Source organism: Burkholderia pyrrocinia (genome assembly GCF_003330765.1).
In the GTDB taxonomy this organism is placed as follows: Bacteria; Pseudomonadota; Gammaproteobacteria; order Burkholderiales; family Burkholderiaceae; genus Burkholderia; species Burkholderia pyrrocinia_B.
On sequence record NZ_CP024902.1, the window covers coordinates 1131810 to 1147209 of the forward strand.

Sequence of the window (15400 nt, forward strand, 5' to 3'; positions counted from 1 at the left end):
TTGTCGAATGTGCAGGTTTTGTTATCGTATTTTTCAGGTTTTCAGCATAAAAAAATGAGAACGCAACGTCAGCCAGTACGCTCGCTCGACAAGCTCGACCGGCGCATCCTCAAACTGCTCCAGGACGACGGCCGGATGGCGATGAAAGACCTCGCGGAACAGGTCGGACTGACCGTCACGCCGTGCATCGAGCGGGTGCGGCGCATGGAGCGGGACGGCGTGATCACCGGCTATCACGCGCGGGTCGACCCGGGCCAACTGGGTGCCGCGCTGCTGGTGTTCGTCGAGATCACGCTTGGCCACAAGGGCGGCAACATGTTCGAGCAATTCCGTCGGGAAGTGATGAAAATCGACGAGGTGCTCGAATGCCATCTGGTGTCCGGCGATTTCGACTATCTGATCAAGGCGCGGATCGGCGAGATGGCCGACTACCGGAAGCTGCTCGGCGATATCCTGCTGCAGCTGCCCGGCGCCGTGCAGTCGAAAAGCTATGTCGTGATGGAAGAAATCAAGGAGACGCTGACGATCGCGGTCGGCGAGTGACGTGCCGACGGCCTGTTGTCGGGCCCCTTATCCTGCCCTTGGCACGCTGCACCTAATACTGTATAAATATACAGTATTAGGTGCAGGCGAATGGGTGGGCACATGGACGATCGGTCCGACAACGAATTTCCGGTAGCGCCGCCCGCGCCCCGCAAGGGGCGCGGTGCGGTCGACAACCTGCAGGGGCGGTATGAAATCGCGCAGCGCGAAGCGGTCGACGACGGCTGGACACACGAGTCGGACGATGTCGATTTCCCCGCACCGCTGCGCACGCAGGTATTCGAGGAGCGTGCGAAGAGCATTCTGACGCACAACCAGTCGCCCGATATTCCGTTCAGCGTATCGCTCAATCCGTATCGCGGTTGCGAGCACGGCTGTATCTACTGCTTCGCGCGGCCGACGCACAGCTATCTCGGCCTGTCGCCGGGGCTCGATTTCGAAAGCCGCATCTATGCGAAGGTCAATGCGGCCGAACTGCTCGAACGCGAGATTTCGCGGAAGCGCTACGTGCCGGAGCCGATCGCGCTCGGCGTCAACACCGATGCCTACCAGCCGGTCGAGCGCGACCTGCGCATCACGCGCAGCGTGATCCAGGTGATGCACGATCGCGGGTTGCCGTTCGCCGCGATCACGAAATCGTCGCTGATCGAGCGCGATCTCGACCTGCTCGCACCGATGGCCGAGCGCGGGCAGGTGATGGCGGCGGTCACGATCACGACGCTCGATGCCGATCTCGCGCGCACGCTCGAGCCGCGCGCGGCCACACCGGCGCGCCGGTTGCGCACGATCCGTGCGCTGCGCGATGCGGGCGTGCCGGTCGGCGTGAGCATTGCACCGATGATTCCGTTCGTTACCGAGCCTGACATGGAGCGCGTGCTCGAGGCGTGCGCGGAAGCCGGCGCGACGCATGCGAGCTACATCATCCTGCGTTTGCCGTGGGAGGTCGCACCGCTGTTCAAGAACTGGCTCGCCGCGCATTTTCCCGATCGCGCCGAGCGCGTGATGAACCGTGTGCGCGACATGCGCGGCGGGAAAGACTACGACTCGGATTTCTCGAAACGGATGAAGGGTGAGGGGATCTGGGCCGACCTGTTGCGGCAGCGCTTTCGCCAGGCCGTCAAGCGGCTCGGGCTGAACGAGCGCACGAACGGCATTCTCGATCTGTCGCAGTTTCGCGGTGCGTCGGCCGCGGCGGTGCCGGCGCAGCGCGTGGCTGCCTGTGCAGCCGGCGCGAAGTCGCGCGACGACATGCAGTTGAACCTGTTCTGACCGATGTGCAAAACCGCCGCCGGTCGGCGCCGGTACCGGGCGCAGCGGCGAGCGACGGGTGCTGGTGCGTCGCGTTCGTTGCGCTTACTGCGAAATCTGCTTCGCCGCTTCGACCTGCGATTCGAAATACGTCTGGAACGACAGTGCGAGTGCGGTCATCAGCAGGAACGCGCCGATCAGCAGCGAGAAGATCACTACAAAGATCACGGTCCAGCCCGACCGGCTGTGCTTGCCTGTCTCTGCGTTGAATTGCGCGTCCCACTTTTCGTCGGGGCGCAACCCGTAGACGAGGGCGGCGAGGAACGCTGCCAGCAGCGAGATCGCGCCGGGTACCGCGAGCCACCAGCCGAGGCCGGCGCTGCGCTGGGTTGCCGCCAGCAGGAGGAAGCCCGGGATGCCGACGATCGTCGCGAGCAGGTGCGCCCAGCCGTACACGTCGCGCAAGCCGTACAGATAGAAGCGGTGCGCGCCGAGCGATCCGAACAGGAATGCGAGGGCGGCGGTGAGCGTCTTGGAGCGAAAGCGGCGGGACGGTGCGGTGCTGCTGGACATGGATGGCGGCGTATTGTCGTTGGCATGGGCGGCCGGCGGGCCGGCGCGGGCGCGCGGCCCGGCACGCATTCTACGATGCCCGGTCGGGCCCGGTCACCCCCGGCCTGCGTCAAGGTGCCGCATAGGTTACGCGGTAGATTGCGCCTGCGTAGTCGTCGCTGACGAGCAGCGAGCCGTCCGGCAGCGGCAGCACATCGGCCGGGCGTCCCCATACCGTGCCGTCGGGCCGCAGCCAGCCCGTGACGAACGGGGTCTGGCGTGCCTGGCTGCCGTCGGCCGATACGACGACGCGCATCACGCGGTAGCCGACCTTCGTGCTGCGGTTCCACGAACCGTGTTCGGCAATGAACACGTTATTGCGATACGACGCCGGAAACATCGCCCCGGTATAGAAGCGCATGCCGAGCGCCGCGACGTGCGCGCCGAGTTTCAATACGGGCGGCACATAACGGCGGCATACGTCAGCGCTGCCGAATTCGGGGTCGGGCGTGTCGCCGCCATGGCAGTATGGAAAGCCGAAGTCGAGGCCGGCGCGTGGCGCGCGATTCAGCTTGTCGTCGGGTACGTCGTCGCCCATCATGTCGCGCCCGTTGTCGGTAAACCACAGCTCGCCCGAATCGGGGTGCCACGCGAAGCCGACCGTATTGCGCACACCGCGGGCGACGACCTCACTTCCGCTGCCGTCGGCCTTCATGCGCGCGATGATCGCGTAGCGGCTGCGATCGGCGAGACAGACGTTGCACGGTGCGCCGGTCGGCACGTAAAGCTTGCCGTCGGGGCCGAACGCGATGAATTTCCAGCCGTGATGGTGCTCGGTCGGCAGCGCGTCGGTCACGACGACGGGCGCTGGCGGCCTGGAGAGCCGGTCGTCGATGTGATCGACGCGTAGAATGCGCGACACGGCGGATATATAGAGTGTGCCGTCGCGGTAGGCGACACCGACGGGCATGTCGAGCCCGGACGCGATCACGTAACGCGCGCTGATCCGGCCCTCGTGCATCACGAACGCATGCACGCGGCCTTCCCGCGTGCCGACGTACAGGATGCCGCGCGGCGACCACGCCATTTCGCGCGCGGTCGGTACCGCGTCGGTCAGTACCTCCACGTGAAAGCCGGGCGGCACGACGAGTTCGCCCACCGGCAATGGCGCGGCGAGCGCCGTTGCGGACGCGAGGCAGGCAAGGCCGGCAAGCAGCGCCGCGAAACGGCGCTGCGCGCGGCGCGTCGAGGCGGCGCGAAGGAGCGGCATGACGGAGGGGAACGTCCTGAACACGACGATTGTATGCCCGGCGGACAGGCCGTCCGCGGATTTTTTGCCCGTAAGTGTTTGTTGTACCTCTGGTTTCCGGCTATAATCGCGTGTTTCAGTAGTTTCGAACCCGGTTTTCCCGAAGGATCTCATATGGTTATCATCCGTCTGGCTCGTGGCGGCTCGAAGAAGCGCCCGTTCTACAACATCGTTGCTACCGATTCGCGCAATCGTCGTGACGGCCGCTTCATCGAACGCGTCGGCTTCTACAACCCGGTCGCCACGAAGGGCGAATCGCTGCGTATCGCTCAGGATCGCCTGACGTACTGGCAAGGCGTTGGCGCGCAACTGTCGCCGACCGTCCAGCGTCTCGTGAAGGAAGCGCAAAAGGCGCAACCGGCTGCCTAATATGGCACGGTGTGCCGGTCGTGCCGGCTGTGAGGTGCATTGATGGCGGGTCACGATTCCGGTAATGCAAGCCGCGGGCGTGCGTCTTTCGGCGCATTCGCCCGCAAGCCGGTCGAGCGCGACGTTGTCGCGAACGCCGGTCAGGCTGCCGAACGGGGCAGTCCCGAAGCGACGCAAGCCTGGCCCGACGATGCCGTCGAGGTCGGGGCGGTAGTCGACGCCTACGGCCTGAAGGGCTGGGTCAAGGTCGCGACGCATGCCGACGCCGGTCGCGGCGGCGACGCGCTGCTCAACGCGCGCCGCTGGTGGCTGGAGCGAGGTGCGGAGCGGCTTTCCGTCCGCATCATGCAGTCGAAGACGCACAGCGACACGGTCGTTGCGCAACCCGCGGGCGTCAGCGACCGCGATACCGCGCTGGCTATGCGCGGCTTTCGCGTGTTCGTGCGCCGGGAAGATTTCCCGGCATTGGCCGCGGACGAATTCTATTGGGTCGACCTGATCGGCCTCGATGTCGTCAACGAGCAATCGGTGGCGCTCGGGAAGGTGAGCGGGATGATCGACAACGGTGTGCATTCGATCATGCGTGTCGAGTATCCGGCGACCGGCAAAGACGGTCAGCCGACCACCGACGAACGGCTGATTCCGTTTGTCGGCGTCTACGTCAAAACGGTGGATCAGGCGGCGCGTCGTATCGTCGTCGACTGGGAAGCCGATTACTGAAATGAACCAGGTTAACGAGAGCGCGGTGCAGTTCGACGTTGTCACGCTCTTTCCCGAGATGTTCCGCGCACTGACCGACTGGGGAATCACCAGCCGGGCCGTCAAGCAAGGGCGCTTCGGGCTGCGCACCTGGAACCCGCGTGATTTCACGACGGACAACTACCGCACGGTCGATGATCGTCCGTACGGCGGTGGTCCGGGCATGGTGATGCTGGCCAGGCCGCTCGAAGCTGCGATCGGCGCCGCGAAAGCGGCGCAGGCGGAGCAGGGCATTGCTAGCACGCGCGTCGTGATGATGTCGCCGCAGGGCGCGCCGCTCACGCACGATCGTGCGATGCGAATGGCGCAGGAGCCGGGTGTCGTCGTGCTGTGCGGCCGCTACGAGGCGATCGACCAGCGCTTGCTCGACCGTTGCGTCGACGAGGAAATCAGCCTTGGCGATTTCGTGCTGTCCGGCGGGGAACTGCCGGCGATGGCGATGATGGATGCCGTCGTGCGGTTGCTGCCCGGCGTGCTGAACGATTCGCAGTCGGCCGTGCAGGACAGTTTCGTCGACGGGCTGCTCGATTGTCCGCACTACACGCGCCCCGAGGAATACGATGGCGTGCGCGTGCCGGACGTGCTGCTCGGCGGGCATCATGCCGAGATCGAGCGGTGGCGGCGCCAGGAGGCATTGAGGAATACGTTGCGGAAGCGGCCGGACCTGATCGTCCGGGCGCGCCGCGAGAAGTTGCTGAGCCGTGCCGACGAGGCGTGGCTTGCGAACCTCGCACGCGAAGCGAAGGACGCCTCCTGAGGCGGCTGCGCGAGCGGGAATTGGCGGTGCCGTACATGCGTGTGCGGCGCCTGATGTGAATCCATCCTCTATCGGGGCCAGGCCTGGAAGCAGGCGGGTGTGAACGCCGACACGATGGCATAAGGAGTCAGTAATGAATCTGATCGCAAAACTTGAGCAGGAAGAAATCGAGCGCGCGCTCGCCGGCAAGACGATCCCCGAATTCGCCCCGGGCGACACGGTGATCGTGAACGTGAACGTGGTTGAAGGTACCCGCAAGCGCGTTCAGGCTTACGAAGGCGTCGTGATCGCGATTCGCAATCGTGGTCTGAACTCGAACTTCATCGTCCGCAAGATCTCGTCGGGCGAAGGCGTCGAGCGTACGTTCCAGACGTACTCGCCGCTGCTGGCGAGCATCATCGTGAAGCGCCGCGGTGATGTGCGTCGTGCGAAGCTGTACTACCTGCGCGAGCGTTCGGGCAAGTCGGCTCGAATCAAGGAAAAGCTGGTGTCGAAGGATCGCGCCGCAGCAGCTTCCCAAGAGTAAGAGCTGTAAGGAAAAAGCACCCGACCGGGTGCTTTTTTCATTCTGGCGCGACAATATGCTCGATACGACACGAACCCGAGAGCCCCATTGAATCGCCGCCCCATCATCGATCCCGAAGTATTGCCGGTCGAAGGCACCGGCGCCGGTCTGCCCGCCATCGATTCCCGCCTGATGACGCCGTCCGGCTTGCGCGACCGTTTCGCGCGCACGCTCGAATGGAGCGTCGAACCCGGAGAGGCGAGGCTTCAGGAAGGCGTCGACCCGCGCAGTGCGGCCGTCCTCGTTCCGCTCGTTGTCCGCGAGTCGGGCCTCACCGTGCTGCTGACCCAGCGCGCCGACCACCTGAACGACCACGCCGGGCAGATCAGCTTCCCCGGCGGTCGTCGCGAACCGTTCGATCGCGACGCGACCGCCACCGCGTTGCGCGAGGCGAAGGAAGAGATCGGGCTCGCTGCCGAACGCGTCGAGATCCTCGGCGCGCTGCCCGACTACCTCACCGGCACCGGCTTCTGCGTGACGCCGGTGGTCGGCCTCGTGCATCCGCCGTTCACCGTGCAGGCCGACACGTTCGAAGTCGCCGAGATCTTTGAGGTACCGCTTGCGTTCCTGATGAATCCCGCGAACCATCAGGTCCGCGTGTTCCGCTGGGAAGGCGGCGAGCGTCGTTTTTTTGCGATGCCCTATCCGAACGGCGAACCGGGCGGGCATTACTTCATCTGGGGCGCAACTGCCGGCATGTTTCGCAATCTGTACCGCTTCTTGGCCGCCGACTAGGCGCGTACACCGGCCGGCGCGCGCGGCCGGCTGCCGGGCGCGCGCGCCGGCAGCCATGCTGGGCTTGCGCTGTGCTATCGTTATGCGAAAAATGACATAACTCCGAAGACGGCGCCACGCATGACTTTCTTTTCGGTTCTCCTCGCCCTCATCATCGAACAGGTCCGCGCGTTGTCGCCGAACAATCCGGTGTTCGCGCTGTTCCAGTTTCATGCGGAGACCGTCGCGCATGGTCTCGACGCAGGCAAGCAGAAGCACGGCATCCTCGCATGGCTCGCGGTCGTGCTGCCGTGGGTGCTGATCGTCGCGCTGATCTATTTCCTGCTGTACAAGGTGAGCTTCGTGCTCGCATTCATGTGGAATGTCGTCGTCGTGTATTTCACGCTCGGCTTCCGCCAGTTCAGCCACTACTTCACCGACATCCACCTCGCGCTCAACAACGACGACGTGCCGCGCGCGCGCGAAATCCTGCGCGAGTGGACGGGCATCGACACGGTCGACATGCCGGTCGGCGAAATCGTCCGCCATACGCTGATTCACGCGGTTGTCGCATCGCATCGCCACGTGTTCGGCGTGTTCTTCTGGTATGTGCTGCCGATCGGCCCGGCCGGTGCCGTGCTGTACCGGATTTCCGAATACCTTGCGCGCAGTTGGTCGACGCCGGGCGACGACCGCACGGCCGCATTCTCGACGTTCGCGCAGCGCGCGTTCTTCGTGATCGACTGGATTCCCGCGCGACTGACCGCGCTCGGTTTCGCGATCGTCGGCAATTTCGAGGATGCGATCTACGCGTGGCGCAATCACACGCGCCAGTGGCCCGACCCGAACGACGGCGTACTGCTGGCAGCCGGCAGCGGGGCGCTCGGCGCGCGTCTCGCGGGGCCGCTCGCGGAACCGTCGAGCCTCGATGCGCTGGCGGTCGGCGACAGCGGCCCGCTGACGGTCGGCGACGATTGCACGCCGCGTACGCTGCAGTCGGCGGTTGGCCTCGTTTGGCGTGCAGTGATCCTGTGGATGATCCTGCTGCTGATGCTGACGCTCGCCGTCTGGGTGTCGTGACGGGGCAGCGCAGTACCCGATGAAAGGCAAAGGCCGGCTCGATGCCGGCCTTTTTGCTGTGGGTCAGTCGTCGAACGGATCGCGCACGGCGCCGCATTGCCAGCACGCCGTGAACTGCGCTTCAAGCGCTTCGCCGCACTGCCGGCAGCGCCACGGCGCGGCGCCGGCCGACGGGCCGTGCGATGCGGCATCGAGGAGCCGGCGCGCGAGCGCGTCGTCGCGTTCGTCGTCGAGCCATAGCTCGGGCGTGCAGGCGTCGGCGGGCAGGCCGCCGAGCGCGCCGGTTGCGTAGCAGTTATGCAGTTCGCAACCGATGCCGGCCACCTGAAGCACGTTGGCCCAATGCTGCGCCGTCGCGAGATCGGGTGCCTTGAAACGCATGGCGGCTCCTGTCGGTAAAGGCCGGCCCGCATCGCACCGGTCGGCCGCCGCGCGCCTGTTGCGCGATCAGCGGACGATCTGGCTCGCCTCGTGCACGAGCTGCGCGTATAGCGCATGCCGCGACGGCGCGATGCGGCCGTCGGCGACGGCTTCCAGAATCGCGCAGCCGGGCTCGTGCAGATGATGACAATTATAGAAACGGCAGTCCGCGAGCAGCGGCCGGAACTCCGGAAATGCGCGCTCGAGACGGCCTTCCGTCAGGTGGTAGAGGCCGAATTCCTGGAAACCCGGCGAATCGATCAGTGCGCCGCCGCCCTGCAGCGGGTAGAGGCGCGTGAACGTCGTGGTGTGGCGGCCGCTGTTGAGCGCGGCTGAAATCTCGCGCGTCGCGGCTTCGGCATCGGGAACGAGCAGGTTCACGAGCGTCGACTTGCCCATCCCGGACTGGCCGAGCAGGATCGTCGAATGCCCGGCGAGGTGCGGCATCAATTGCGCGTGCGCGTCGTCGGGCGAGCCCTTCACCGACAGCTCGAGCACGTCGTAGCCGAGCGCGCGGTACGGTGCGAGGCGCTCGCGCGCGACCGGCAGCGCGGCCTCGACGTCGATCTTGTTCAGCACGACGAGCGGCTTCAGCTCGTTCGCCTCGGCGGCGATCAGCGCGCGGCCGAGCAGGTCCTCGCTGAAATAGGGCTCGGTCGCGAGCACGATCAGCAACTGGTCGAGGTTGGCCGCGAAGAGCTTCGACTTGAACTGGTCGGAACGGTAGAGCAGGTTGCGCCGTTCGCCGATCTCGACAATTACACCTTGATCGGCCGACGCGTATTCGTACGCGATGCGGTCGCCGACTGCGATGTCGCTCTTCTTGCCGCGCGGAAAGCATTGCAGCATCGGGCCGCCGTCGTCGGGCGCGACGATGTAATGGCGCCCGTGCGCCGCGATCACGCGGCCTTCGGCACGTTGCGCGCCCGACGCGCGCGGGGCCGGCTTGCGGGAGGTCGGTCGATTCATGCGTGCAGCAGGCGGTCGATCCGTTGCGATGCGGGCGGATGCGAGTAGTAGAAGGCCGTGTAGACGGGGTCGGGTGTCAGCGTCGACGCGTTGTCCTCATAGAGCTTCACGAGCGCGCTGACGAGATCCTGCGCGTCGGTCTGGCTGGCCGCGAACGCGTCGGCCTCGAATTCGTGCTTGCGCGACGTGAGGCTGCTGAACGGCGTCGCGAAGAACAGGAACACGGGAATCGCGAGGAAGAACAGCACGAGCGCGGCGCCCGCGTTGCTCGTGTCGAGCGACGGCGTGACGCCGAGCCCCGTATAGAACCACGTGCGTTGCGCGAGCCAGCCGAGCAGCGCGAGCAGCACGAGGCTCAGCACGAACGACACGAGCATCCGCTTCATCACGTGGCGGCGCTTGAAGTGGCCGAGTTCGTGCGCGAGCACGGCCTCGATTTCCTGGCCGGACAGGCGCGCGAGCAGCGTGTCGAAGAACACGATCCGCTTCGATGCGCCAAAGCCCGTGAAGTATGCGTTGCCGTGCGCCGAGCGGCGGCTGCCGTCCATCACGAACAGCCCCTTCGCCGCGAAGCCGCAGCGCTTCATCAGCGACTCGATGCGCGAGCGCAGCGCATCGTCCTTCAGCGGCTCGAACTTGTTGAAGAGCGGTGCGATGAAGGTCGGATAGATCAGCAGCACGAGCATCTGGAACGCGACCCAGACGATCCAGGTCCACAGCCACCACAGGCTGCCGGCCTGATTCATCAGCCACAGCACGACGAACAGCAGCGGCAGGCCGAGCGCGGCGCCGAGCAGCGAGTTTTTCAGCATGTCGGTGAAGAACAGCCGCTTCGTCATCCGGTTGAAGCCGAAACGCTGCTCGATCCCGAACTGCCGGTAATACTCGAACGGGACGTCGATCACGCTCGTGATCACGAGCACCGCGGCGACGAGCGCGACCTGCTGCCCGTAGCCGCGGCCGAGCCAGCCAGTCAGCAGCGTGTCGAGCGAGCCGACGCCGCCGAGCAGCGTGAGGCCGACCAGCACGGCCGCGCTGACGACGATCTCGAGCATCGTCAGCCGGGTGCGCTCGACCGTATAGTCGGCCGCGCGCTGGTGGGCGGTCAGCGGGATGGTTGCACTGAACTGCGCAGGCACGCCGTTGCGGTGCGCGGCCACGAAGCGGATCTGCCGCGACGCGAGCCACAGCTTGGTGACGACCATCGCGAGCACGGCGAGCGCGAACAGCAGGGTGAACGAAAAGGGTGACATCGAAGGCGCCAAAGGGTTCTATGCGAGAATTATATGTTCTTGCGGACCGGGCCCGCTGATGCGATGCCGCCCGCCCGGGCGGCGCCGCGCGCCGTCCGCCATTTTCCAGGATGACTCATGACCGATACCGCCGCTTCCGCCAGCCAGCCCGCGCTCGTGCGCAACGAGTTGAACCTCGTCTGGCTCGACATGGAGATGACGGGCCTCGACCCGGATAACGACCGCATCATCGAGATCGCGGTCGTCGTGACCAATTCCACGCTCGACGTCGCTGTCGAAGGGCCGGTGTTCGCGATCCACCAGAGCGACGAAACACTCGCGAAGATGGACGACTGGAACAAGTCGACGCACGGCCGCTCGGGCCTGATCGAGCGCGTGCGCGCATCGACCGTGACCGAGGCGGAAGCCGCCGCGCAGCTGCAGGCGTTCCTCGCGCAGTACGTGTCGCCCGGCAAGTCGCCGATGTGCGGCAACTCGATCTGCCAGGACCGCCGCTTCATGGCGCGCTGGATGCCGGAATTCGAGCGTTTCTTCCACTACCGCAACCTCGACGTCAGCACGCTCAAGGAACTGTGCCGTCGTTGGCAGCCCGCGATCTACAAGGGTTTCCAGAAGCGCGCGATGCACACGGCGCTCGCGGACATCCACGAGTCGATCGACGAGCTGAAGTACTACCGCGAGCATTTCCTGATTCCGGCCGCGTCGGCGTCAGCGTCGGCAGGCGAGTCCGCGCCGGCTGCCTGAGCGGGCCGGCACGCGCTCAGCGCGGCGCGCGCTGCGCGCTTTTCGGCCGGAACGCCGCGACCACCGCGGCGTCGGTCTCGATGTACGGGCCGCCGATCAGGTCGATGCAGTAGGGCACCGCGGCGAAGATGCCGGGCACGGTCGACTTGCCGTCGGCATCGCGCAGCCCTTCGAGCGTTTCCCGGATCGACTTCGGCTGGCCGGGCAGGTTGATGATCAGCGCCGCATGGCCGGCCGTCTCGCGGATTACCGCGACCTGCCGCGACAGGATCGCGGTCGGCACGAAATTCAGGCTGATCTGCCGCATCTGTTCACCGAATCCCGGCATTTCCTTCGTCGCCACGGCAAGCGTGGCCTCGGGCGTCACGTCGCGGCGCGCGGGGCCCGTGCCGCCCGTCGTCAGCACGAGGTCGCACCCTGCGACGTCGACGAGTTCGGCGAGCGTGGCGGAGATCGTCGGTGCATCGTCCTCGATCAGGCGCGTTTCGGCGCGCCACGGCGAGACGAGCGCGCCGGCGAGCCACTCCTGCAGCGCCGGAATGCCCTTGTCCTCGTAGACACCCGTGCTCGCGCGGTCGCTGATCGACACGAGGCCGACGACGAGCGCGTCCGGGTGGTCAGGCTTCGTTGTCGTCATGGTCGTCTCCGGCGTCGTCCGGTGCTTCGTCGTCCGCATCGGGCGTGCCGCTCGCGGTCTTGATCCACTGGAACAGCTCGCGGAAATAGCGCGGCGGCTTGCCCTGCTGCGTTTCCTTGCGCGCGTTGCGGATCAGCGTGCGGCCTTCCTGGATGTCGGCGTCGGGGTGCTGGCGCAGGAATTCGGTCAGCGCGTCGTCGTTGGCGAGCAGCTGTTCGCGCGTGCGCTCGATCCAGTGCAGGCGGGCCGTCGCGGCCTTGTTCACGCCGCGCTGCGCGTCGAGCGCGGTGCGCAATGCGGCCGTCTCGTCTTCGGCGAGCGTGCGCATCACGCGGCCGACGTACTGGAGCTGGCGGCGCTTGCCTTCGTGATCGGTGATCCGGCGCGCGTCGCGAACGGCGTCCGAGAGGGCTTCGGGCATCGGCATGCGCTTGAGCGCGTCCTTCGGCAGGTCGACGAGCGCCTGGCCGAGCTCCTGCAGCGCGTGCATCTCGCGCTTCAACTGGGATTTGCTGGGGCGATCGTAGCCATTGTCGTCGTCTTCGACGGGATGCTCGATCGGCTGGATTCGGGTTTTGCGTGTCATGGGCGGCATTGTATCGCGGGCGGACACCCCAAGCTTGTCGGTGTCCGGCCCCGGACCTTGCTATGATCGCGGGATACGCAACATTTTGAACATGCGGGCGCCCGCCCGCCACCGGATATCAAGACGATGGCAGCCAATCTCGACGTACAAGCGCGCTATTTCCCGCACACGCAGGACCAGCTCAAAGAAATCGCCTCGGACATCCTTCGCCATGCGAAGGCACTCGGTGCGTCGGACGCCGCGACCGAAATTTCCGAGGGCGACGGCCTGTCGGTGTCGGTGCGCCGCGGCGAAGTCGAAACGATCGAGCACAACCGCGACAAGATGGTCGGCGTGACCGTGTTCATCGGCAAGAAGCGCGGCAACGCGAGCACGTCCGACTTCTCGCCGGCCGCGATCAAGGATACCGTCGCCGCCGCCTACAACATCGCGCGCTTCACGGCCGAGGACGAAGCGGCCGGCCTCGCCGAGGCCGAGTTGCTCGAAACCGACCCGCGCGACCTTGATCTCTACCACCCGTGGGCGCTGACGGCCGACGAGGCCGTCGAACTCGCCCGCCGCGCGGAAGACGCCGCATTCGCGGTCAGCCCGCAGATCCGCAATTCGGAAGGCGCGAGCGTGTCGGCGCAGCACTCGCAGTTCGTGCTTGCGACGTCGCGCGGCTTCCTGTCCGGCTACCCGTACTCGCGCCATTACATCGCATGCGCGCCGATCGCGGGCAGCGGCCGTCACATGCAGCGCGACGACTGGTATTCGTCGAAGCGCAGCGCGATCGATCTCGCGGCGCCCGAAGCGGTGGGCCGTTACGCGGCCGAGCGCGCACTTGCGCGGATGGACGCGCGCCGTCTCGACACCCGCAAGGTGCCCGTGCTGTTCGAGGCGCCGCTCGCGGCCGGCCTGCTCGGCGCGTTCGTGCAGGCCGTGAGCGGCGGTGCGCTGTACCGCAAGACGTCGTTCCTCGTCGACAGCCTCGGCAAGCCGGTGTTCGCGCCGCACATCCAGGTCGTCGAGGATCCGCACGTGCCGCGCGCGATGGGCAGCGCGCCGTTCGACGAGGAAGGCGTGCGCACGCGCGCGCGCAGCGTCGTCAAGGACGGCGTCGTCGAAGGCTACTTCCTGTCGACCTATTCGGCTCGCAAGCTTGGCACGCAGACCACCGGCAACGCGGGCGGCTCGCACAACCTCGCGCTGCGCAGCTCGAACACGCAGCCGGGCGACGATTTCGACGCGATGCTGAAGAAGCTCGGTACGGGCCTGCTGTTGACCGAGCTGATGGGGCAGGGCGTGAACTACGTGACAGGCGACTATTCGCGCGGTGCGGCAGGCTTCTGGGTCGAGAACGGCGTGATCCAGTATCCGGTCGAGGAAATCACCGTCGCGAGCACGCTGCAGGAGATGTTCCGGCATATCGTCGCGATCGGCGCCGATTCGATCGTGCGTGGCACGAAGGAAACGGGCTCGGTGCTGATCGAGCAGATGACGATCGCGGGGCAGTAAGCGGCGCGCGGCGCCGGCCGCCATGAAACGAAAAAGCCCGACCGGCGCGAGCCGGTCGGGCTTTTCTCATTGCGTGCGACGCGTCAGCCGCGCTTGCGCTCGTAGACGACGAACGCATAGCCGAACGTGTTTGGTGCGGCCGCCTCGTGCGCATCGCGCGACACTTCCTGCCAGTGCGCGGCGTCGGGCGCCGGGAACGATGCGTCGCCGTCGAAGTCGGCATCGATCTCGGTGACGACCAGCTTGTCGGCGAGCGTCAGACCTTCCGCGTAGAGTTGTGCGCCGCCGATCAGGAATGCCTCGGGCACCCCGTCGCGCGCGGCGAGCGCCAGCGCGTCGGCGAGCGACGTGACCGTGTCGCAGCCATCGAAGCGGCGCGTTGCGTCGCGCGTGACGACGATATTGCGGCGGCCCGGCAACGGCCGGCCGATCGACTCGTGGGTCTTGCGGCCCATCACGATCGGCGCGCCCATCGTCGTGCGCTTGAAGAAGGCGAGATCCTCGGGAAGTTTCCAGGGCAACTGGTTGTCGCGGCCGATGATGCCGTTGCGGGCACGCGCGACGATCAGGGTCAACGTCGTCATGAAGGTCGGGGAAGAGGAAAACCGGAATGGCGCCGATTCTACCGGAACGGCGACGCGCGCCGGATTCCGCGTACGCTTGCGCGCATCCGCTTTCTTGCTTGCGCTGCGCGCCGCGACACGAAACGTGATGCAATGCGCCGCGGCGACGACTGAATAAAAAGAGTGCCCGCCGGGGGACGGAGCACGAAACCGTTTCGTGTTGCGAGACCGGCGATGTCGGCCCGGACCGATGCTACCCGGCTTTCTCGTATCAATACGTCATCCTTAGCGAATCGATCGGCGCATGCTCACTGGTGCGTGCTGCCTTGTGCGTTGCCTTCCATCGCGTGCTGCACGTCGCCTGGCTGCGGTATCGGGAGCGGCATCGGCAACTGGGGTGGCGGGATCTCGTCCCACAGCGTCACCGAAGTCTTGCCGGCCGGCAGCGGTTTGGGTGCCGACACGGTCATGATGGCGAACCCGTTGCCGTGCTGCATGCTCGGCGCGTTTTCAGCAAGCAGCATGGCGCGACCCGGCTTTACGCTTTCTTCCGCGCGTGCCGGCGCGGGCGGGCCGGCGGCTGCGAACGCAATTGCCATCGGCACGAAAGAAAGTAGAAGATGTTTTCGCATGATCGCGGTCTCCGATGTATTCCATATTCAGCGAAATACATGCCATCGCGCCGGGACCGTTGTCGCGACTGCGATTCGAGCGCAGGCGTTGCGAATTGTGGTGGAAAACGCCTGAAAATGTTTCAGGCCTGAAACGATGGGGCTTGGGAATACTGCGGATTCAATCGATACGCTTCAAGGATGAAAATCGGTGCGTGTGCCGA

General features: G+C 65.9%; 19 protein-coding genes. 10 read left to right on the forward strand and 9 right to left on the reverse strand.

What is annotated here, in order from left to right; genetic code table 11:
- Positions 1-54 precede the first annotated feature (54 nt).
- Both CUJ89_RS05430 and CUJ89_RS05435 read left to right on the forward strand, forming a co-directional pair.
- Complete coding sequence (locus CUJ89_RS05430) at positions 55-543, forward strand: Lrp/AsnC ligand binding domain-containing protein (RefSeq protein WP_012492860.1); 489 nt, start codon at positions 55-57, stop codon at positions 541-543.
- 90 nt (positions 544-633) lie between these two features.
- The gene (locus CUJ89_RS05435) at positions 634-1812 is read left to right on the forward strand and encodes a PA0069 family radical SAM protein (protein WP_114176459.1); all 1179 of its coding nucleotides are present in this window, start codon (positions 634-636) and stop codon (positions 1810-1812) included.
- A gap of 84 nt (positions 1813-1896) precedes the next feature.
- Here CUJ89_RS05435 and CUJ89_RS05440 read toward each other — a convergent pair whose 3' ends face one another.
- Together CUJ89_RS05440 and CUJ89_RS05445 are read right to left on the reverse strand one after the other, a co-directional pair.
- Entirely contained in the window at positions 1897-2364 is a 468-nt protein-coding gene (locus tag CUJ89_RS05440; RefSeq protein WP_114178496.1) for an NINE protein, read from the reverse strand.
- Positions 2365-2473: 109 nt separating this feature from the next.
- The gene (locus tag CUJ89_RS05445; protein WP_114176460.1) at positions 2474-3613 is read right to left on the reverse strand and encodes a PQQ-dependent sugar dehydrogenase; all 1140 of its coding nucleotides are present in this window, start codon (positions 3611-3613) and stop codon (positions 2474-2476) included.
- A 153-nt stretch (positions 3614-3766) separates the two neighbouring features.
- Between CUJ89_RS05445 and rpsP the strand changes: the two genes are divergently transcribed.
- The 6 genes from rpsP (at position 3767) to CUJ89_RS05475 (ending at position 7896) form a co-directional block, all read left to right on the forward strand.
- The gene (gene rpsP, locus CUJ89_RS05450; RefSeq protein WP_006476550.1) at positions 3767-4021 is read left to right on the forward strand and encodes a 30S ribosomal protein S16; all 255 of its coding nucleotides are present in this window, start codon (positions 3767-3769) and stop codon (positions 4019-4021) included.
- A gap of 42 nt (positions 4022-4063) precedes the next feature.
- On the forward strand, positions 4064-4741 hold the full coding sequence (gene rimM, locus CUJ89_RS05455) for a ribosome maturation factor RimM (RefSeq protein ID WP_114176461.1): 678 nt from the start codon (positions 4064-4066) through the stop codon (positions 4739-4741).
- A 1-nt stretch (position 4742) separates the two neighbouring features.
- Positions 4743-5537, forward strand: a complete 795-nt coding sequence (trmD, locus tag CUJ89_RS05460; RefSeq protein ID WP_114176462.1) for a tRNA (guanosine(37)-N1)-methyltransferase TrmD — start codon at positions 4743-4745, stop codon at positions 5535-5537.
- Between the two features lie 133 nt (positions 5538-5670).
- Entirely contained in the window at positions 5671-6063 is a 393-nt protein-coding gene (gene rplS, locus CUJ89_RS05465) for a 50S ribosomal protein L19 (protein WP_114176463.1), read from the forward strand.
- A gap of 87 nt (positions 6064-6150) precedes the next feature.
- Positions 6151-6837: a CoA pyrophosphatase gene (locus tag CUJ89_RS05470; RefSeq protein WP_114176464.1), complete on the forward strand. Its 687-nt coding sequence runs from the start codon at positions 6151-6153 to the stop codon at positions 6835-6837.
- Positions 6838-6957: 120 nt separating this feature from the next.
- Positions 6958-7896 (forward strand): CobD/CbiB family protein, encoded by a 939-nt coding sequence (locus CUJ89_RS05475; RefSeq protein ID WP_114176465.1) that lies wholly within the window; start codon positions 6958-6960, stop codon positions 7894-7896.
- A gap of 63 nt (positions 7897-7959) precedes the next feature.
- On the opposite strand, the gene CUJ89_RS05480 is transcribed toward CUJ89_RS05475, so the two are convergent.
- From CUJ89_RS05480 to CUJ89_RS05490, 3 genes are all read right to left on the reverse strand, one after another.
- Positions 7960-8277 carry a putative signal transducing protein gene (locus tag CUJ89_RS05480; RefSeq protein ID WP_114176466.1) on the reverse strand — a complete coding sequence of 106 codons (318 nt, stop codon included), beginning with the start codon at positions 8275-8277 and terminating at the stop codon, positions 7960-7962.
- 66 nt (positions 8278-8343) lie between these two features.
- Entirely contained in the window at positions 8344-9285 is a 942-nt protein-coding gene (gene rsgA, locus CUJ89_RS05485; protein ID WP_114176467.1) for a ribosome small subunit-dependent GTPase A, read from the reverse strand.
- On the reverse strand, positions 9282-10538 hold the full coding sequence (locus CUJ89_RS05490) for a M48 family metallopeptidase (RefSeq protein WP_114176468.1): 1257 nt from the start codon (positions 10536-10538) through the stop codon (positions 9282-9284). Before CUJ89_RS05490 ends, rsgA begins: the two co-directional genes overlap by 4 nt.
- 117 nt (positions 10539-10655) lie before the next feature.
- On the opposite strand from CUJ89_RS05490, the gene orn reads away from it, so the two are divergent.
- On the forward strand, positions 10656-11282 hold the full coding sequence (gene orn / locus CUJ89_RS05495; RefSeq protein WP_114176469.1) for an oligoribonuclease: 627 nt from the start codon (positions 10656-10658) through the stop codon (positions 11280-11282).
- A 16-nt stretch (positions 11283-11298) separates the two neighbouring features.
- Here the strand turns inward: orn and mog are convergent, their stop codons facing one another.
- Positions 11299-11919, reverse strand: coding sequence for a molybdopterin adenylyltransferase (gene mog, locus CUJ89_RS05500; RefSeq protein WP_114178497.1), 621 nt, complete (start codon positions 11917-11919; stop codon positions 11299-11301).
- A complete protein-coding gene (gene yjgA, locus CUJ89_RS05505; RefSeq protein WP_321970382.1) occupies positions 11900-12505 on the reverse strand; it encodes a ribosome biogenesis factor YjgA in 606 nt (201 codons plus the stop codon). The genes mog and yjgA overlap by 20 nt, the downstream gene beginning before the upstream one ends.
- A gap of 126 nt (positions 12506-12631) precedes the next feature.
- Between yjgA and pmbA the strand changes: the two genes are divergently transcribed.
- Complete coding sequence (gene pmbA / locus CUJ89_RS05510) at positions 12632-14002, forward strand: metalloprotease PmbA (protein WP_114176471.1); 1371 nt, start codon at positions 12632-12634, stop codon at positions 14000-14002.
- An 83-nt stretch (positions 14003-14085) separates the two neighbouring features.
- On the opposite strand, the gene CUJ89_RS05515 is transcribed toward pmbA, so the two are convergent.
- Together CUJ89_RS05515 and CUJ89_RS05520 are read right to left on the reverse strand one after the other, a co-directional pair.
- Entirely contained in the window at positions 14086-14586 is a 501-nt protein-coding gene (locus tag CUJ89_RS05515) for a dihydrofolate reductase (protein ID WP_114176472.1), read from the reverse strand.
- A 287-nt stretch (positions 14587-14873) separates the two neighbouring features.
- The gene (locus tag CUJ89_RS05520) at positions 14874-15089 is read right to left on the reverse strand and encodes a hypothetical protein (RefSeq protein ID WP_415859037.1); all 216 of its coding nucleotides are present in this window, start codon (positions 15087-15089) and stop codon (positions 14874-14876) included.
- Positions 15090-15400: the final 311 nt, after the last annotated feature.